This is a genomic window from Eggerthella sp. 1_3_56FAA (genome assembly GCF_000185625.1).
GTDB classification, from domain to species: domain Bacteria; phylum Actinomycetota; class Coriobacteriia; order Coriobacteriales; family Eggerthellaceae; genus Eggerthella; species Eggerthella lenta.
This window is the reverse complement of record NZ_GL622580.1, coordinates 510,959-528,132: the sequence shown is the minus strand read 5'-3', so window position 1 is coordinate 528,132 and position 17,174 is coordinate 510,959. Positions and strand designations below refer to the sequence as shown.

General features: G+C 63.6%; 16 protein-coding genes and 1 tRNA gene. 4 read left to right on the top strand and 13 right to left on the bottom strand.

Annotated features, from left to right (window positions below):
- Nucleotides 1–6 precede the first annotated feature (6 nt).
- The 4 genes from HMPREF1023_RS07670 to HMPREF1023_RS07655 all read right to left on the bottom strand — a co-directional run bounded on the left by HMPREF1023_RS07670 (nucleotide 7) and on the right by HMPREF1023_RS07655 (nucleotide 4,807).
- Nucleotides 7–603 (bottom strand): indolepyruvate oxidoreductase subunit beta, encoded by a 597-nt coding sequence (locus tag HMPREF1023_RS07670; protein WP_009305635.1) that lies wholly within the window; start codon nucleotides 601–603, stop codon nucleotides 7–9.
- The gene (locus tag HMPREF1023_RS07665; RefSeq protein WP_009305634.1) at nucleotides 596–2,899 is read right to left on the bottom strand and encodes a thiamine pyrophosphate-dependent enzyme; all 2,304 of its coding nucleotides are present in this window, start codon (nucleotides 2,897–2,899) and stop codon (nucleotides 596–598) included. Before HMPREF1023_RS07665 ends, HMPREF1023_RS07670 begins: the two co-directional genes overlap by 8 nt.
- A gap of 736 nt (nucleotides 2,900–3,635) precedes the next feature.
- Entirely contained in the window at nucleotides 3,636–4,106 is a 471-nt protein-coding gene (purE, locus tag HMPREF1023_RS07660) for a 5-(carboxyamino)imidazole ribonucleotide mutase (RefSeq protein ID WP_009305633.1), read from the bottom strand.
- Between the two features lie 62 nt (nucleotides 4,107–4,168).
- Nucleotides 4,169–4,807, bottom strand: coding sequence for a TetR/AcrR family transcriptional regulator (locus HMPREF1023_RS07655; RefSeq protein ID WP_009305632.1), 639 nt, complete (start codon nucleotides 4,805–4,807; stop codon nucleotides 4,169–4,171).
- Between the two features lie 163 nt (nucleotides 4,808–4,970).
- Here HMPREF1023_RS07655 and HMPREF1023_RS07650 point away from each other — a divergent pair, with 163 nt between their 5' ends.
- The 4 genes from HMPREF1023_RS07650 to HMPREF1023_RS07635 all read left to right on the top strand — a co-directional run bounded on the left by HMPREF1023_RS07650 (nucleotide 4,971) and on the right by HMPREF1023_RS07635 (nucleotide 8,904).
- A complete protein-coding gene (locus tag HMPREF1023_RS07650) occupies nucleotides 4,971–5,150 on the top strand; it encodes a twin-arginine translocase TatA/TatE family subunit (protein ID WP_009305631.1) in 180 nt (59 codons plus the stop codon).
- A 220-nt stretch (nucleotides 5,151–5,370) separates the two neighbouring features.
- Nucleotides 5,371–5,901, top strand: coding sequence for an HdeD family acid-resistance protein (locus HMPREF1023_RS07645; RefSeq protein WP_009305630.1), 531 nt, complete (start codon nucleotides 5,371–5,373; stop codon nucleotides 5,899–5,901).
- Between the two features lie 174 nt (nucleotides 5,902–6,075).
- A tRNA-Phe gene (locus tag HMPREF1023_RS07640) sits at nucleotides 6,076–6,151 on the top strand.
- Between the two features lie 335 nt (nucleotides 6,152–6,486).
- Complete coding sequence (locus tag HMPREF1023_RS07635) at nucleotides 6,487–8,904, top strand: GGDEF domain-containing protein (protein WP_021410924.1); 2,418 nt, start codon at nucleotides 6,487–6,489, stop codon at nucleotides 8,902–8,904.
- Nucleotides 8,905–8,945: 41 nt separating this feature from the next.
- On the opposite strand, the gene HMPREF1023_RS07630 is transcribed toward HMPREF1023_RS07635, so the two are convergent.
- The 9 genes from HMPREF1023_RS07630 to HMPREF1023_RS07590 form a co-directional block, all read right to left on the bottom strand.
- Nucleotides 8,946–9,545 (bottom strand): hypothetical protein, encoded by a 600-nt coding sequence (locus HMPREF1023_RS07630; protein ID WP_009305628.1) that lies wholly within the window; start codon nucleotides 9,543–9,545, stop codon nucleotides 8,946–8,948.
- Nucleotides 9,532–10,176 carry a hypothetical protein gene (locus tag HMPREF1023_RS07625; RefSeq protein WP_009305627.1) on the bottom strand — a complete coding sequence of 215 codons (645 nt, stop codon included), beginning with the start codon at nucleotides 10,174–10,176 and terminating at the stop codon, nucleotides 9,532–9,534. The genes HMPREF1023_RS07630 and HMPREF1023_RS07625 overlap by 14 nt, the downstream gene beginning before the upstream one ends.
- Before the next feature lie 2 nt (nucleotides 10,177–10,178).
- Nucleotides 10,179–11,174: a pilus assembly protein PilM gene (pilM, locus tag HMPREF1023_RS07620; protein WP_009305626.1), complete on the bottom strand. Its 996-nt coding sequence runs from the start codon at nucleotides 11,172–11,174 to the stop codon at nucleotides 10,179–10,181.
- A gap of 36 nt (nucleotides 11,175–11,210) precedes the next feature.
- Nucleotides 11,211–12,104 (bottom strand): A24 family peptidase, encoded by an 894-nt coding sequence (locus HMPREF1023_RS07615; RefSeq protein WP_009305625.1) that lies wholly within the window; start codon nucleotides 12,102–12,104, stop codon nucleotides 11,211–11,213.
- A 3-nt stretch (nucleotides 12,105–12,107) separates the two neighbouring features.
- Nucleotides 12,108–12,512: a prepilin-type N-terminal cleavage/methylation domain-containing protein gene (locus tag HMPREF1023_RS07610; RefSeq protein ID WP_009305624.1), complete on the bottom strand. Its 405-nt coding sequence runs from the start codon at nucleotides 12,510–12,512 to the stop codon at nucleotides 12,108–12,110.
- A 103-nt stretch (nucleotides 12,513–12,615) separates the two neighbouring features.
- Nucleotides 12,616–13,824: a type II secretion system F family protein gene (locus tag HMPREF1023_RS07605; protein ID WP_009305623.1), complete on the bottom strand. Its 1,209-nt coding sequence runs from the start codon at nucleotides 13,822–13,824 to the stop codon at nucleotides 12,616–12,618.
- Nucleotides 13,824–14,879: a type IV pilus twitching motility protein PilT gene (locus HMPREF1023_RS07600; RefSeq protein WP_009305622.1), complete on the bottom strand. Its 1,056-nt coding sequence runs from the start codon at nucleotides 14,877–14,879 to the stop codon at nucleotides 13,824–13,826. Before HMPREF1023_RS07600 ends, HMPREF1023_RS07605 begins: the two co-directional genes overlap by 1 nt.
- A gap of 63 nt (nucleotides 14,880–14,942) precedes the next feature.
- Nucleotides 14,943–16,649 (bottom strand): GspE/PulE family protein, encoded by a 1,707-nt coding sequence (locus tag HMPREF1023_RS07595; RefSeq protein WP_009305621.1) that lies wholly within the window; start codon nucleotides 16,647–16,649, stop codon nucleotides 14,943–14,945.
- Nucleotides 16,650–17,174, bottom strand: a complete 525-nt coding sequence (locus HMPREF1023_RS07590; protein ID WP_009305620.1) for a hypothetical protein — start codon at nucleotides 17,172–17,174, stop codon at nucleotides 16,650–16,652.

The following is a 17,174-nucleotide window of genomic DNA, read 5'->3' as shown; positions in this document are numbered from 1 at the left end:
CGAAGATTATCGCGCAGCCACCGCGTCGACGGCGGCCAGGTTGAGGGCGACGAAGCGCGGCTTCACGCACTCCTCGAGGGCGCGTCGCAGGTCGTCGAGGTCGAGCGCGATGCGGCCCTCCTTGAGAGCGCTGGCCAGCAGCACCGAGTTCAACACCTTGCGGCTGCCCACCGCGTCGGTAAGCGCGACATCGTCCACCGCGACGAAGCGCGCGCCGGTGCCCGCCAGCGATCGCTCGATGCTCGCCAGCACGTTGTCGGCGCGATAGGGCTTGTCGGACAGCGCCGCCGTGACCGGCTGGATGGCTGTAGTGGCCGTGACCAGCAGCCCGTCGGGCGCGAGGAACGGCAGCACGCGGGCGGCCTCGGCCGGCTCGAACGCGATGACGAGGTCGGCCGTGCCCTCGGCCAGCAGCGGCGCGAACACCTCCTCGCCCGCGTCGCCCATGCGCACGTGCGACACCACGTTGCCGCCGCGCTGCGCCATGCCGATAGTCTCGGCCGTGCGCACTTGCCAACCCTTGTCCTGCGCGGCCTGGGCCAGCACCTTCGCCGCCAGCACGGTGCCCTGTCCGCCTACGCCCGAAAGCAACACGTTACGCATGGCAGCCTCCTTCCGACGCCGATGTTTCACGTGAAACATCTGTTTGGGGTTCCGTCATCGACAGCGCGTCGAAGGGGCACACTTGAACGCACAGGCCGCAGCCGTTGCAGAGGCTGGGATCGACGAACGCCTGGCCACGCTGCTTGCTGCGCGGGCCGCGCGCGTCGGCGTCGAAGCCGATGCCGGGACAGCCGATCTCGGTGATGCACTTCTTGCAGCCCGTGCACGTTTCGGCATCCACGACGGCGGGCGCGTCCGGCTTCACCAGCTGGATGCACGGCGACTCGAACAGGACGGCGCTGGGGCCTTCGTGGTCGAGCGCCTCGCTCACGGCCGCCACCGACGCATCGAGGTCGAGCGGGTTCGCATGCACGATGCAATCGAAGCCGACGGCCTCCAACACGCGCGGGATGGAGACGGGCTGGCGCTTCGGCCCCATGAGCGTGACGCCGGTGCCGGGATGCGGCTGCGAGCCGGTCATGGCCGTGGTGGCGTTGTCCAGCACGCACACGGTGATGTCATGGCCGTTGTACACGGCGTTCACCAGGCCAGGCAGCCCGCTGGCGAAGAACGTGGAGTCGCCCACGAACGCCAGCGTCTTCTTGTGCGGCTCGGCCACGGCGAAGCCCTGCGCCATCGTGATGCCCGCGCCCATGCACAGGCAGGTGTCCACGGCGTCCAGCGGCATCGCGTTGCCCAGCGTGTAGCAGCCGATGTCGCCGCACAGCACGGCGGGCGTCTTCCCCAGCGCGCGCTTCACCGCGTAGAAGCTGCCGCGATGGGGGCAGCCCGCGCACAGCACGGGCGGGCGCACGGGCAGCGGCGCATCGGCAGGCGCGTCGTAGGCGAACGTTTCACGTGAAACGTTCGTTCCAGACTTGTCGGCAGAAGCGGAAGTCGCCGCGGACGAGGACGACGACACCTCAGAAGGCGAAGAAGCCGATGCAGCCGTCGCAGAAACGGGTTGTTGCGCAGGGACGGGCGATGCCGAATAGGATTCCGAAGGGGCGCCCGCTGCAGGGGCGATCACCTGCGGGATGCCGAGGAAACGCGCGATGCGGGCGGCGCAATCGTCCACGTCGTTCTCGCCACGGTCGCGCGCGTCGCCGGTCAGACGGCCGCGCACTTCGTAGGTCGCATGCGTGCGACCAGCATGCACGAGCAGCGCATCCTCCAGCACGTGGTCCAGCTCTTCCAGAACGAGCACTTCGTCGAGGCCTTCCGCGAACGTCGCGGCCAGCTCCTCCGGGAACGGGTAGGGCGTTCCCACCTGCCAGAACCGGTACGCGGGCATTTCCACGCCCGCTGCCGCCGCGCGCGCTTCCACCATGCGCAGCGCCTCGCGCGCATAGGCGGCCGACACGCCGCCCGCCACGATGCCGAGGCGCGGCGCGACTGCGGCAGCTGCAGACTCCGACGCGCCCGCGCCGATCCCCACCGCCTTGGCGCCCGCACTCGTCGCCGTCTTCGGCATGCTCCCGTCGTCGAATGTTTCACGTGAAACATTCGTTCGTGCATCCTCGGTCGACTGCGCGCCGCCCTCGACCATCGGGTTGAACGCCGCCAGCGCGGGCTCGACCGCGAAATCGTGCGCGATGGCCGCCAAACGCTCGTTGATCTCGCCGTGCGCCTGGTAGGCGCGGCGCGGGAAGATGACCCACTTCGGGTCGCGCTCGAAGCCCTCGTCGGGCACCGGACGCGCGTCGGTGGCGTCCGCGACGTCGAAGAACGTCGAGGCGTGGTTGATGCGCGTGGTGGGACGCACGATAACGGGCGTATGATAGCGCTCGGACAGGTCGAATGCGGCCTGCATCATGGCGAAGCCCTGGTCGGGAGTGGCGGGATCGAGCACGGGCAGCTTCGCGAAGCTGGCAAAGCGGCGCGTGTCCTGCTCGGTCTGCGACGAGATGGGACCGGGATCGTCGGCCACGAACAGCACCATGCCGCCCTTCACGCCCACATAGTTCAAGCTCATCAGCGCGTCGCTGGCGACGTTGAGGCCCACCTGCTTGCAGGTGAACAGGCAGCGCGCGCCCGTGTACGACGCACCCGCTAGCAGCTCCAAGGCCGACTTCTCGTTCGTCGACCACTCCACGTGGATGCCGCGCGCGGCGCCGTCGTCATGCAGCTTCGCCACCGTCTCAATCAGCTCGGACGACGGCGTGCCCGGGTAGCCCGCCACCACGCGCACCCCGGCCTCCAACGCCGCATGCGCGAACGCCTCGTTCCCCATCAGCAGTTTCTTCGTCATGGTCCTCGCCCGCCCCATCGCGTACAGATGTTTCACGTGAAACATTCGGGTTCTTTCGTTCGAGCATCCATGATAGCGCACAAGCGCGCCCCTCGCGCGGTCGCATCCGCGAGGGGCGCGAAGGACGCACCGCCAAACCGCCCGGCAAATTGGGCGCATTCGGTGCGGGATGCAGCTGGCGCCCTTCCTCTGCATCCGCGCGAAGACGTACAAATGTTTCACGTGAAACATCGTGGCGCTTCCGCGCAACTCGCAGCATCTCTAAATGGCAAGAAGGCATCGAATTCGGAAGAAATCTCGCGCCTTGACCGTGTCCGACGCAAAGCCGCTCGGAAGAGCACGCTCACGAACAGGCGTTATGCACAGGGGGGGCTTTCTTTTGCCCTTGCGATCCGCGCGGGCGATTCCGAATTCGATGCCTTTTTGCCATTCGCTGCCCTATCGGCTGCTAAACCAGGATCGACATGCACTGCCGCGCGCAGCTTCCCCTGTCGGGCGGCTGGCGATCAGGCGGGACGAGCGCCTGTCCGATGGCCGAGGAGGGCTTCCGAGCCGCCGGCGAGCTTTCGCGGGACGGGCCTACCCGGGCTATGCCAATCCTGGTTTAACAGCGGACTACCCCTATCGGCTTGCATGAAGGGCGCAACGCTCGTTGCCAAGAAAGCGCTATCGAGAATCAAGCGTCACCGACACGTGGCAACGCAAGCGTTCTAACGAAACAGCGCGGCCGGATGCAGGTCGCATCCGGCCGCACGCTGCAACCGCTCGAGCAGGACGCCGCCTACGCGTCGGCCATGCCTCGCTTGAAGTCGATGATCTTCTGACGGTCGGCGTCGCAGCCGGTGCCGAGGATTTGCACGGCCAGGATGGCCGCGTTCTTCGCGCCGTTGATGGCGACGCAGGCCACGGGCACGCCGGAGGGCATCTGCACCATGGACAGCAGCGAGTCCAACCCGCCCAGGTCGCTGGTCTTCATGGGCACCGTGATCACGGGGTTCGGCGTGTACGCCGCCACGACGCCGCCCAGGTGGGCCGCCTTGCCCGCCGCCGCCACGATCACGCGGATGCCTCGCTCGTGCGCCGAACTTGCCCACTCGTGCACCTCGGCCGGCTTGCGGTGCGCACTAGCCACCTTCACCTCGTAGGGCACGCCGAACTCGTCGAGCTGCTTCATGCACGGCTCCATTGCGGGCATGTCGCTTTCGGATCCCATGATGATGCCGACTACCGGGCTGTTCTGTTCGCAGGACATTCGCACTCCTTCTGTCGCCGTAACTGGTTCGCATTCAGTGTAGCGAACCGCCGCCGTGGGCGCTATCCCACGATGCGCCTGATCACCGCTTCTACTTCGTCTGCACTGGGCAGGCCGGACGCCGGATCGTCGGCGACGCGGTACAGCGCGAACTTCGCGGCTTCAAGCGCCTCGGACACGACGATGTACGACTCTTCCGCCGAGCTCAGAACATCGGAGCATGTGCGCAGCGAAGGATTCGTTTCAAAATACGCCTCCACGATATTGCGAAAATCGCTGACGAAGCCGAACGCGTTGTCCAAGAACAGCTGCATGAGCGAGGGCGTTTCGCTGACGAGCGCGATCCGCTGCGCCGCGATGTCGCTTTCCCAATCGAACGATCCCGCCACCTCGAGGAACAAGGTGAGCGTGGCGTGCAGCATCGAGCAGGGCATGAGGCGATCGAATGCGGTGCGCACAGAGTCGGCATCGAGGTCGTACTCGCCGATGCCCACGATAGCCGCGTCTTTCGTGCGGAAGTAGTTGAAGAACGTGCCTTGCGATACGGAAGAAAGCTCGCATATTTGAGCCACGGTGACGTTGTCGTAGCCGCGCTCGCTCACCAAGGCGATGGCCGCCCGCTCGATGGCGTCCCGCGTGGCGCGGCGCTTGCGCTCGCGCAATCCCATCGACTGCCCGCCGTCCGCCTGCCGCTGTTCCATCGTCCGCCCTCCGCTATTCGCCGTGCCGTTTGCTCTGCATTATAAGAGCCGTCCGCGCTTTTCGTCGAAATTGTCGGTTTTACTACAAAATTATAGTAACTACAAATTTAAAGTTGCTATAATGCTCGGCACTGAACGCGAGGAAGCCCGGAAGGAGCGCACGATGAAGATATTCGGAATGGGCATGCCTGAGCTCATACTTATCCTGGTGGTGGTGCTTATCATCTTCGGACCGAAGAACCTTCCGAAGCTCGGCGGCATGCTTGGCCGCAGCGTCAAGAAGATCCGCGGACGCGTGGAAGACGACGACGTCGACGCTGCTCCGGGAAAACAAACCGCATAACGACCCTCGGCCCACGCCTCGCCCCGGTCTCCTCACGCAGTTCATCGCAAACCGCTTGAGGAGACCGGGGCTTTTTCGTATGGCGAAGGCTCTTGTATGGCGAATCGGCGATTCGCGCCGTCAAACCGCCCTTCGCGCACAAACGCTCGGACGCTCGCAAGCCGGTGATACAATGCGTCAGAGAAACGCATGCCGAAAGGCAAGACGAGGAGGAGCGCTCATGGCGACATTGAAGAAGAAATGGGACTGGAGCCTGATACTGGCGGGAATCCTGCTACTCGCATGCGGCCTGCTCTGCTGCTTCGCGCCGAACTTGACGCTGGCCACCATCGCCATGATCGCGGGCGTGGGCTTCCTGCTCTCAGGCGTGCTGGGCATCGTGTTCTACGTGCGTTTCAGGTCTATGATGAGCGTGTCGGGATGGTCATTGGCCTACGCGATCCTCGACGTGCTGATCGGCCTGATGTTCGTGCTGCATCCGCTGGTGGGCGGCGCGGCCATCTCGTGGCTGGTGGCCCTGTGCTTCCTCGTGTTCGGCCTGTTCGAGATATTCGCAGCGATGAAATCGAAAAGCATCGGCTTCTCAGCATGGGGGATCGGCCTGTTCTCGGGCATCGTCAACATCGTGTGCGCCATTATGCTGTTCGTCTCGCCGATCTTATTCTCTCTGCTCGTAGCCGTGTTCGTGCTGTGGCGCGGCGTCGCAATGATCGCCGAGGGCGTGACGGTTGGCAAGATCGTTTATCGCTAGAAGAACGGCGCGGCAGGTACGCCGACAGGTGTGCGGACAGGCGGCCGATGGATGCGCGCCGGGCTTCCAAGCAGGCGGCCCGGTAAGCAGAGGGGGATTTTTGGGAATTTCCTCTTGCTGAGGCTATGGGATATGGTAGAATATCGTCCCACGTCCCCATGGACGGTTGATCGTGGTCGGGTAGCTCAGTTGGTAGAGCAGCGGACTGAAAATCCGCGTGTCGAGGGTTCAAGTCCCCCTCCGACCACCACTCGAATGCAGAAGCGCTCCCTTTCGGGGGCGCTTTTTTGCGCGCCCGGCTGCTGTCGAGCGGCCATGCACAGATGCTTCACGTAAAACATCCGTGCGGAACACGCAAATGATCGCGCACAGACAGCACCCCCGTGCGAATTATTTGAAAAAAGAGGCTATACTGTAACCCCGATATTCCACCCGGAACAAGGAAGCACGACGAAGAAGAGATCACATACGACTGCCTTGCGCTTATGCACGAGAGTGCTGCTCTCGGCGGTTTTAGCCTGCGCGCTTCTTATACCGGTCACCGCTGAAGAAGCTCATGCCTCCGACCAGCCACGCATCGTCAAGGTGGGTTACACCGACAGCGAAGGCCTGCTCGCAAAAAACGATGACGGCACCTATGAAGGCTACACCTACGACTACCTCATGCGCGTCGCCCAGTTCACCGGCTGGTCGTTCGAGTTCGTGGAAGCCGAGGGCGACAATGCAAACGAACGCGCTTTGCGGCTTTTAGAGATGCTGGACAACGGCGAGGTGGACATCGAAGGAAGCATGTCGTACAGCGCCGCCCTTGCCGAGATGTACGAATACCCCGAAAACAGCTACGGCTCGGCCCACACCGCCCTGTTCGCTCCGAACATACATGCCACCGTCTCGAAAACCAATCTGTTCACCCGAAGCGAGCTGCGCGTGGCCATCCTCGCCACCGCGAAGAAGCGCCGCGCGGAGCTCGAGTACTACTGCGATCAGAACGGCATCAACCTGGTCACCGTCGAATGCTCCACCACGCAAGAGCTGCTCGACAAAACCTTGACCGGCGAAGCCGACGTGTTCCTCGAGATCGACGTCAACATCTTCGACGGGTTCCATATCGTGTCGTCGTTCGCTGGACGGCCCTTCTTCTTCGCCGCGCCTAAGGGCGAGCGCTCGATCATCGACGAGCTTGATGCCACCATCGACCGCATCAACCAAAGCAACCCCCAGCTCCAGGAAACCCTGTACAAGAAGCACTTCCTCCCCTCGGAGGACAACTACGATCTGACCAGCGCCGAACTCCGTTACGCGCGCAACTACAAAACGCTGCGCGTAGGCGTCCTCACCGACAGGCCGCCGCTGCAGTCGTTCGACCCGGAAACCGGCGAGTTTAAAGGGGTTACGAAGGGTATTCTGGAATATCTCTCGAAGCACACGGGGCTATCGTTCGAAATGGTGAGCATACCGCGCTATGACGATTTGGCCACTGCGCTGCGCGAGGAGAACATCGACATCGTTGCCGGCGTGAACGACGACGACAACACGGAAATCGACAAGATCGTAGCCATGACGGCTCCGTACATGACCACCTCCATACTGCTGGTATACAACAAGTTCGTAGACCCCGATCGCCTGGACGGCAAAAGCATCGCACTTTTATGGGACCAGGCTGAAACCGCCCCTGAAGGCGCGCCGGTGCAGCTGTACGACACTATCGAAGAATGCCTCGAAGCGGTGAACTCCGGCGAAGTCGACTACACCTACGGCACGTCGTACACCACGCCGTACTACCTCAACATCGACGAACTGAGCAACATCCTCTATTTGCCCACCTCGACGCAATCCATCGACATCTGCTTCGGCCTCGCGCAGCCGGTTGACCCCGATTTGCTGGTCATCTTAAACAAAGCGCTGCGCAGCCTCAACAGTGCCCAGCTGGACTCCATCATCTATGACAACTCGCTGATCGACCAGGACGAGCAGATCAACCTGTTCATCAAGGATCACCTGGGAGAATTCGCGCTGGCGTGCATATCGCTGCTGGTGCTCATCATCGTTCTGCTTGCGCTGTACCTGCGCTCCCGCATGCATGCGGCGCGCGCCGTACGCGAAGAGAATTTGCGCTTTCAAGAGCTGTACCGCCTGGCAAACGAGCAGTTCTTCGAGTATTCCATAAAATCGGACACCCTGCGCATTTCGAAGTCGAAATCGCTTCTTTCCAGCTCCTACGTTGACGATGCCACGAGCATGGACGACGGATCCTCCTACGTCTCGTACGAGAACGCACGCCAACTCATCAAGCACAGTGCGAACCCCGAGCTGCTGGATGCGTTCACCTCGCCGTCGAACGCCGTGACCGAGGTGCTGTGCCACGAGGAAGCGAATCCCGACAAGGATAGGAAGTGGATACGCATCACTTCCCATTTCGTGGAGGACGATGCGGGCAAACCCATCTCGGTAATCGGGAAAATCGCCAACATCGACGATGAAATGCGCGAGAAGATGGACTTGTCCGAACGCGCCCACCACGACGGCCTCACCGGATTGTTGAACTGGCAAACGTTCCAAGAAACGGCGGGGGAGCTGCTGTCAAACGGCACCGCCGGAGCCGTGCTGGTGGTGGACACCGACGACTTCAAGGGCGTGAACGATACGTACGGCCACCTTGCCGGCGATCGAGCGCTGCAACAGACGGCCGCGGCGCTGACGGCCGCGTTCAGGCCGCAAGACCTGATCGGACGCCTGGGCGGCGACGAGTTCGCCATCTGCGTGAACGGACGCATCGACGATGAGCGTTTGGCCAGCGCTTGCGCCGGCATCGTAAAACGCGGCGTGACGTTCACCGACCAGTACGGCACCGAACACGAAGTGACGCTCAGCATCGGCGGCGTAGAACTGCACGGTAAAATCGCCTCGTACCAGAGCGCCTATCGCCAAGCCGACAAAGCTCTCTACCGTGCGAAAGCCGGCGGCAAGAACCGCTTCGTCATCGGCAGCTACCAAGCGGAATAGATCGCCAGGATGACAGAAGATCCTGCGACTCTAAGCTTTTTCTACTTGGCTTTTTCAACGAGGCCGGCGGTGGTTGCGGCGCCGTTCGTGGTTTCCAAGTAGGTGACAGTCAGCACAGCATCGACGCTGTCCACGGTACCGTCGGCCAACATGTCGCCGATCACGGAGAAGTCGGTGATCTCGCAACGGTACGTACCGTTCTCCAGCTTGCGCACCACGTCCAGCGCAGCCGCGTAATCGGGCACCGTGAACGACACGGTCACCTCGCGGCGCACCAGCTTGTCCTCCACGGTGGGCTGCGCGAACGAGAGGTTGTACGTGGTCGCGCCTCCCATCAGCGCGTTCAGTTCGTTCAACTCGTTGCGGATGTTGTCGTACACGGCCACCACGGGCAGCGTGCCGTCTTCGCCCAACGCCTCCAGCTCGGCCTTCATGCGCGCGCGATCGGCCGCCAGCATCTCCTGCGCGTTGATGCTGATCTCGATGTCCGCCAGCCGGTCTTCATTGGCAGCTATCGTGTCGGCCACGTTCTTCACCACCAGGAAGTAGTAGCACGCCACCACCAGCAGCACCGCCAGCACCAGCATGAGCACCTTCTCGCTGGTGGAGAACGAGCGGTTCAACACGCTACGCCGCGCCATCGCCGGCTCCCTTCTCCTTCGAGCCGCCGTCGCCTTCGACGTCCAGCGGCCCCGCGAACACGATCTGGATCGTAGCCGACGTGGAGCTATCGTTCTCGCCCTGAGCCGTGGATACCGTCACATGCGCTACGCGCTGATCGCTTTCCAAACTTTCCACCAGGGCGGACACCTCGTTCAAATCGGCTCCCAAACAGGTAACCGTGGCCGTGTTCTTCTCCATGCGCAGCGACGACAGGTGACCCACGCCCATCACCTTCTGCTGCAGCAAGTTCAGAACCACATCGCGATCGACCAGGTTTTGCTCTTCTTCGGACAACCCCGGCACCACATAACGATCGTATTGCGCGTTCAGCTCTGCGTAGTCGGCGTTCTCGGCCGCCAGCACATCCAGGCGCGCCTGCGCTGCGGAAACCTCGTTGCTGCTTGCCGCGCTCGCCGCCAAGGGATCCACCACGGCGAACTTCGCGAATACGCCGATCAGCACCAGGGCGATGGTGAACAGACCCAGCTGCGCCAGCAGGTTGCCACGTTGCTGCTGGGTGTCTACCAAGTTGATGGACGTCTTGACGGGGTACGCCGGCGCCTTGCCGCGCTTCAGCGCGCTCAGCGACACCTCCTGCTTCAAATCCATGGCTACCGCCCCGCCTTCATGGTGGCGCCGATGGCAACCGGACAGCGAAGGGCCTCGCCCAACGGCGCGCTCATCGGCGGCAGCACGTCGACGATGGACGACACGCGCAAGTCGGCATGGGCAGCCACCGCCTCTACCAGCGGATCCAGAAGCAGCCCGCCACCGCAGCAGTACGCCACCTCGATGACAGCGTCGGGGTTGTTGAAGCCGTAGAAGTTCAGCGCGCGCCCGATTTCAACCGCGATGGACTGGTACACCGCGCGGGCGGCCTCGGAGCGCTGCGCGCCCTGGTAGTCGGTGCGCTTGTACTGGTCGGCAACGTGCTCGTCGACGCCGTATTCGTTCGCGATGGCACGATCGATGTCGATGCCGCCGATCTCTATGACGCGGGCCACGTCGTAGGCGCCGTCGAGGAAGAAATGCAGCTTGGTCATATGATGGGAGAAGTCTATCACGCAGCAGTTAGCCAGCGCGCGAGGATTGCCTCCCACGAGGTTCTGGTACGCCGCCTGTTCGGGCAGCGCCACCTTCAGCTTCAAGCCTGCGCGACGGAACATCTCGGTATAGTCGGCGATGGCCTGCTTAGGCGCCGCAACCGCCAGCAGATCCATGCCTTCGGGCTGGCCGTCGGCGTCGTTGCGCATGCCCAACATCGCATAATCGTACACGTAGCGGTCTTTGCCTTGCGATATGTAATCGCGGAACTCGTACGGCAGGTTCAGCCGCAGCTCTTTCTCGGTCATGGCGGGAAGCGACAGACGCCGGAACAGGCTGTCGGAGCCCGGAACCACGAACGCTACGTCCTTCGAAACACCGCCGATGCTTCTTACCACGCTTTTGATGAAGTCGGCCATCGCGTCGTGGCTGACGATGCGTCCGTCGGCCACCAGGCCCTCGGGCAGCATCTCGATGGCAACCTTGCTCACCGACTGGCCGTCGGAAACCGCCAGCTTGATGCTGCTGTCCCCGATATCGACACCCGTGTACGTTTTGCCCATGCGGCGCGTTTTCCTTTCAGCCCGCTGCATATCCTGTCAGAACAACCCCGCGTACCACGTGAGGATGGTCGGCCCCGCCAACAGCGTGAACGCCGTGGCCGCGGCAATGGCCGGCCCGAACGGAATCGCCCTTGTTCGGACGCTTTCCCCCTCGCCTTCGCCCTCGCCCGGCGAAGAAGGAACGGAAAGCCCCTGAGCAAACGCGAACGCCAACCCCATAAGGCACGCCATCAGCAGATTCAGCATAGAACCCGCCAACCCGAGGAACAACCCCACCATGAACAGCAGTTTGACGTCGCCGCCGCCGAGCGACCGGCGTTTCGTCACCTTGTCGAACGCCACGGACAATACCAGCACGCCGCCCGCGACGACCGCCGCGCCTACGATGCCGTCCAGCGCCACCGCGCCGCCCGGATGCACCCAACCCGAGAACAGGCTGCCCACCGAGAACGCGTCCACGCGCGGCGCGGGCATGAACCAGATAGACACCAGCCACAGCACGCAGCCCGCCACCACAAACCCGTTCGGAATGATGAACGTGTCCAGGTCCACCAACGCCACAGCCATGAGGATGCACACGAGCACCAGGTAGGCGGCCGTTTGCACCGACAATCCGTAGCGCGCGACGACGGCAGCGAACAACGCGGCCACGAGCGCTTCCACGATGACGTAGCGCGGGCTCACCCGCTGCCCGCAGTGGCGGCAGCGGCCGCGAAGCGCGAGCCACGATGCCACGGGAACGAGGTCCAATGCTCCCAGCACGTGGCCGCACGACGTGCAATGGCTGCGGCCGGCCAACACGCTCTCGCCGTTGGCCAGCCGCCATGCCAGGCAGTTCACGAAACTCCCCAGGCAAGCACCCAGCACGGCGGCGATCCCCAAAAGAAACGCCGCCTGCGCCGGATTGAAGATGCCAAGGGGAATGGTCATGCGTTAGCTAGCGGGATTCTCTTCGTTTCCTTTACCGGTCTCATCCGTAATCGTAATCGTCGGCTTGGTCTTATCGGTGGCATCGTCGATCGCCACCTTGTACACATACTTGGCATCGGTAGGAGCCGATGCCAACGGACCGGTCAGGTCGCCCTTGTCGTTAGCGCTATAAAACTTCTGATCGTACTTGGTCTTATCTAAGCCGTCGGCGAGGTAACCCGTCGTCACTTCAGCTTTCACCGAGCGCTCGTTCGCCTTCTTCACCGCGTCCTCGGCGCTGGTGAGCGAGCTGGAGAACAGCGGCACGGCGATGGCCACCAGCACGGCCACGATGGCCACGACGACCAGCAGCTCGGCCAGCGTGAAGCCGCCGCGCTCTTCGCGCATCTTCTTGATCATCTCTTTCATATCGGTTCCTTTCTCCTTATCCGAGCCATTCGGGCACCGGAAATATCCCCATACATTTTTCTGCATAAAGTAACGGCTGTGACACGAAACGGTGTCAGAACGGTTACATTGCAGCATACAATGAAAACATCGGCAAATACAACGCGATGACGATGAAACCCGCGAACAACGCCATCAAAACAAGCAGGGCGGGCTCCATGATGGAAATCGCCTTGTTGGTCACGCGCTGCGTCTCGTCGTCGTAGAACGCGCCCATGGTTTCCAGCGTCTCCTCCAGCTCGCCGGTGTGCTCGCCCACGGCGACCATCTCGACCAGCGTGCGCGGCAGGTACGTGCTGGCCTCCAGGCCCTCGCCCAGCGTGCGCCCTTCCTCCAAACCAGCCTCCAAGCGCCCCACCTCGCGCGACAACACATAGTTGCTCATCACGCGCGACGTGATGGCCACCGCCCGCGTGGCAGGAAGGCCGGCCGTCACCAGCATGGCCATCGTGTTCGCGAACTGAGCCGCGCCCGAGCACACGCCCACCGCGCCCAGCACCGGCAGCCTCAGCTTCAAGACGGCGAACGTCGTCTTGCCGCGCTCCGTGGTGCCGAACAGCTTCACGCCCACGACGATCAGCGCCAGCACCACCGCGATCAGCAGGAAGTTGTCGGTGACGAAGTTCGAAGCGTCGATCAAAAACTGGGTCATGGCCGGCGTATCCGCCCCCAGCGATGCGATCATGCCCGTCATCGAGGGGATCACCATCACCATCATGATGGCCAGCACCACCACGGCGATCACCGCCACGAAGATGGGGTAGGTCATGGCGCTTTGCACCTTGGCCGACACCTTCGCGCGCTTGTCGAAGTACCCGTGCAGGCGTTGGAAGCTCTCGGGCAGATGCCCGCTCTCCTCGCCGGCGCGCACCGTCTCGATGAACACGCGCGGCAGGTTCTCGCCCTTGCTTTGGAAACTCTCGGCCAGGCTGTGGCCCGACGCCACGTCGGCGGCCACGTCGGCCAGCACGCGTTTCAGATACTTGTCGGTCACCTGGTCGGCCACCAGCGACGTGGCGCGCGCGGCGGGCACGCCCGCGTTCAGGATGGTGGCGAACTGGGCGCACATGACGGCAAGGTTCTTCTGCTTGGCCTTCGGCTTCGTGATGTCCATGGACAGTAGGTTTTTGCCCTCGCGCACGGGGACCACGCTTTGGACGACGCGGCACTGCTCGCGCGCGCGTTCCATGGCCTCGATCTCGTCGAACGCCTCGACCACGCCGTCGATCTGCTGGCCGGCGGCCGTTATCCCGGTGTAAGTGAAGGTTGGCATCAGCGAACGCTCTTTCTCACGTAGTCGACGTCGTGCGCGGCGTCGATAGCGGTTTGGGACGTGATGTCGCGGTTGCGGGCCAGGGCGATCAGCGCGTTGTCCATGGTCACGCTGCCCGCCGAGGCCGACGTGGCCAGCGAGCCGGCTATCTGCGGCGTCTTGCCCTCGCGGATGAGGTTGCGGATGGCGGGCGTCACCATCATCAGCTCGCACGCCAGCGCACGTCCCGTGCCGTCGCGGCGCGGCAGCAGCTGCTGCGACAGCACGGCCACCAGCGTGGTTGACAGCTGCATGCGCACCTGGCGCTGCAAGCCCTCGGGGAACACGTCCACCATGCGGTCGATGGAGTCGGCGGCGCTCTTCGTGTGCAGCGTGGCCAGCACGAAGTGGCCCGTCTCGGCGGCGGTCAGCGCCGTTTGGATGGTGTCGAGGTCGCGCATCTCGCCGATAAGGACGACGTCGGGGTCTTCGCGCAGCACGGCGCGCAAGGCGTTGCTGTAGCTTTCGGTGTCTTGGCCGATCTCGCGCTGCGAGATGACGGACTGGTCGGGCGTGTACACGTACTCGATGGGGTCTTCCATGGTGATGATGTTCTCGGCGCGCGTGTGGTTGATGCTGTCGATGAGCGCCGCCAGCGTGGTTGACTTGCCGCTGCCGGTTTCGCCCGTCACCACCACGATGCCGCGCTGGATGCGCGGGAAGTCCATGACCGCAGGCGGCAAACCCAACGTCTCCAACGCGGGGATGCGGTCGGACAGCAGGCGCAAAGCCGCGCTCGCGTGGCCCTGCTGGCGGAACAGGTTGATGCGCACGCGCACGCCCCCGATGGTCTCGGCGCGATCCAGCTCGCCGATGCGCTGGATGCGGTCGAAATCGTCTCCGGCCAAACGGCGGGCCAGCTGCTCGCAATCGTCGTGCGACAACGGTGCGTCGCCGTCCACGCCCGCGTTCTCAAGGCGCCCGGCCAGGCGGAACTTCACGGGCAGACCGCACACCAGGTGCACGTCGGAAGCGCCTGCCTGGCGCGCCATGTCTATGATGTGCTCAACGTTCATGCGTGGTCCTTCTCTTTCAGTTTGCTGCTATCGCCGCACTTTTGGCATCCGCCTTCCTCTTCCTTACTCCAGCGCGGTGATGGTTTTGCGGGCTTCCTCGACGGTGGTCGCGCCAGTCAGCACCAGCTCGCGGCAGCTGTCCTCCATCGTCTTGAACGAGCCCGTGCGCTCGATGGCGTCCTTCAGCTCCTCGCGCGTGGCGCCGCCCGTGATGCGGCTGCGCAGCGCGCGGTCGATCACCAGGATTTCGAACACGCCCGTGCGCCCGCGATACCCCGTGCCGAAGCACATGGGACAGCCCGATCCGCGGTAGAACCTCACGCCGGGGTCGTAGGGCAGGCCGACGGCCTCGAATTCCTCGGGGTCGGGACGGTACTCCTCGCGGCAATGGGGGCACACCTTGCGCACGAGGCGCTGCGAGATGACGCCGCGCACGCCGCTGGCGATGAGGTACGGCTCCACGCCGATGTCGATGAGACGGTCGATGGTGGACGCCGCGTCGTAGGTGTGCACGGTGGACAGCACCAGGTGGCCGGTGATGGCGGCGCGCATGGCGATCTCGGCCGTCTCGCCGTCGCGAATCTCGCCCACCGCCACGATGTCGGGGTCCTGGCGCAGGATGGCGCGCAGGCCGCTGGCGAAGGTCATGCCCGTCTTCTCGTTGATCTGCACCTGGTTCACGCCGTCGATGTTGTACTCCACGGGGTCTTCCAGCGTGACGAGGTTCACCGAATCGGTGTTCAGCTGGCGGATCATCGTGTACATGGTGGAGCTTTTGCCCGAGCCGGTGGGGCCCACGATCAGCACCATGCCGTTGTTCGAGCCGATGAGCCGCTGGTACTTCTCCAGGTTGTCGCCCTCCAGGCCGATGCCCGCAGGGTCGAACAGCGCCTCGCTCTTGTCCAGCAGGCGGATGACCACCGTCTCGCCGTGGATGGTGGGCAGCGTGTTGATGCGCAGGTCGATGTCCTGCTTCTTCAAGCGGATGTTTGCGCGGCCGTCCTGAGGCACGCGGCGCTCCGAGGTGTTCATACCGCCCATGATCTTCAAACGCGAGATGACCGAAGCCTGCAGCTCCTTCGGCACCGTGAGTATCGTGCGCAGCACGCCGTCGATGCGCATGCGCACATGCAGGTCGATCTCGCGCGGCTCCAGGTGGATATCGCTGGCGCGCTCGGTGGCGGCTCGCTCGATGATGCTGTTCACAAGACGCACCGTGGGAGCCGATTGCGCGTCGGCGTCGTCGCCCAGCGTGGAGGTTTGGAACGATCCGGTCGAGGCGTCGTCAGCGCCTGTCGTGCGGGCGTCGCGCTTCATCTCCTCGATGGCGCGGGCGGCACCCTCGTTGCCGTACAGCGTCATGATGGCGCGCATCAGCGAATCATGCGTGGTCACCATAGGGATGACGCGCTTCCGAGTGGCGTTCTTCACCGCTTCGATGGCCATGAAGTTCAGTGGATCGCTCATGGCCAGGCACACCTCGTCGGGCGAAGTGCGCACGGGCACCACGTTGTACTGGCGTGCGACGTTCTTGCTGATCACGCGGCTTAGCTCGGGGTCGAGGTCGATCGCCGAAAGGTCGACGAACTCCACGCCCAGCTGCATCTGCAGCGCCTCGATGAGGCCCGCCTCCGTGATGACGCCTTCGGCGATAAGCTCGTCGCCCAGGCGGCGTTTCGTCTCTTTCTGCTGTTTGAGCGCGTGTCCCAGCTGGTCCTCGGTGATGAGGCCCGCGTCTATCAGCACGTCTCCCAACCGTTTGTACGCCATTTACGATCCTATCCTCTTCACGGTCATGGCGGCTTCGGCCGCCACGTCCTCACCTGATGCGATGGTGATGCGGAAACTCCAGGTCTCGTTGTCCGCGTTGTATGAAAGCTCTGCCAGCTTGGGCGCGAGGCCGTCGCGTGCCGGCACGATTTGCGACTGCTCTCCAGCCGCGTTTAGCCAGATGCCGTCTTCGCCAGTCTCGCTCGATTGCAGCACCGACGTCTCGTGACGCGTGGGGCTGGTGAAGTACAGCGGGTTATCGGGCGCCTGCGTTCCCTCGCCCTCCACGTCGCGCGCGTACGTCAGCTCGTCGCTCACTACCTCCACCGCCTGTTGCAGCAGCGCGTCGGCCTGCGCCTGCCGGGTGATGGAGGCGTACGAGTTCATGGCCACCTGCAGCCCGACGCCCACCGCAACGCAAAGAAGCCCGATGAACACTATGCTGGTCAGCTGCTCCGCGATCATGAACCCCCGCGTGTCGCGCAGGCGGGATCGAAGCGACGCTTTGTCGAGAAGGGGTGTCAT

Bases quoted from the DNA above. Each gene is read 5' to 3' on its own strand.
- HMPREF1023_RS07630 (WP_009305628.1), bottom strand. From the start codon at position 9,545: ATGGCGCGGCGTAGCGTGTTGAACCGCTCGTTCTCCACCAGCGAGAAG.
- HMPREF1023_RS07650 (WP_009305631.1), top strand. From the start codon at position 4,971: ATGAAGATATTCGGAATGGGCATGCCTGAGCTCATACTTATCCTGGTG.
- HMPREF1023_RS07625 (WP_009305627.1), bottom strand. From the start codon at position 10,176: ATGGATTTGAAGCAGGAGGTGTCGCTGAGCGCGCTGAAGCGCGGCAAG.
- HMPREF1023_RS07605 (WP_009305623.1), bottom strand. From the start codon at position 13,824: ATGCCAACCTTCACTTACACCGGGATAACGGCCGCCGGCCAGCAGATC.
- HMPREF1023_RS07670 (WP_009305635.1), bottom strand. From the start codon at position 603: ATGCGTAACGTGTTGCTTTCGGGCGTAGGCGGACAGGGCACCGTGCTG.
- HMPREF1023_RS07615 (WP_009305625.1), bottom strand. From the start codon at position 12,104: ATGACCATTCCCCTTGGCATCTTCAATCCGGCGCAGGCGGCGTTTCTT.
- pilM (WP_009305626.1), bottom strand. From the start codon at position 11,174: ATGGGCAAAACGTACACGGGTGTCGATATCGGGGACAGCAGCATCAAG.
- HMPREF1023_RS07610 (WP_009305624.1), bottom strand. From the start codon at position 12,512: ATGAAAGAGATGATCAAGAAGATGCGCGAAGAGCGCGGCGGCTTCACG.
- HMPREF1023_RS07595 (WP_009305621.1), bottom strand. From the start codon at position 16,649: ATGGCGTACAAACGGTTGGGAGACGTGCTGATAGACGCGGGCCTCATC.
- HMPREF1023_RS07645 (WP_009305630.1), top strand. From the start codon at position 5,371: ATGGCGACATTGAAGAAGAAATGGGACTGGAGCCTGATACTGGCGGGA.
- purE (WP_009305633.1), bottom strand. From the start codon at position 4,106: ATGTCCTGCGAACAGAACAGCCCGGTAGTCGGCATCATCATGGGATCC.
- HMPREF1023_RS07655 (WP_009305632.1), bottom strand. From the start codon at position 4,807: ATGGAACAGCGGCAGGCGGACGGCGGGCAGTCGATGGGATTGCGCGAG.
- HMPREF1023_RS07665 (WP_009305634.1), bottom strand. From the start codon at position 2,899: ATGTTTCACGTGAAACATCTGTACGCGATGGGGCGGGCGAGGACCATG.
- HMPREF1023_RS07600 (WP_009305622.1), bottom strand. From the start codon at position 14,879: ATGAACGTTGAGCACATCATAGACATGGCGCGCCAGGCAGGCGCTTCC.
- HMPREF1023_RS07590 (WP_009305620.1), bottom strand. From the start codon at position 17,174: ATGACACCCCTTCTCGACAAAGCGTCGCTTCGATCCCGCCTGCGCGAC.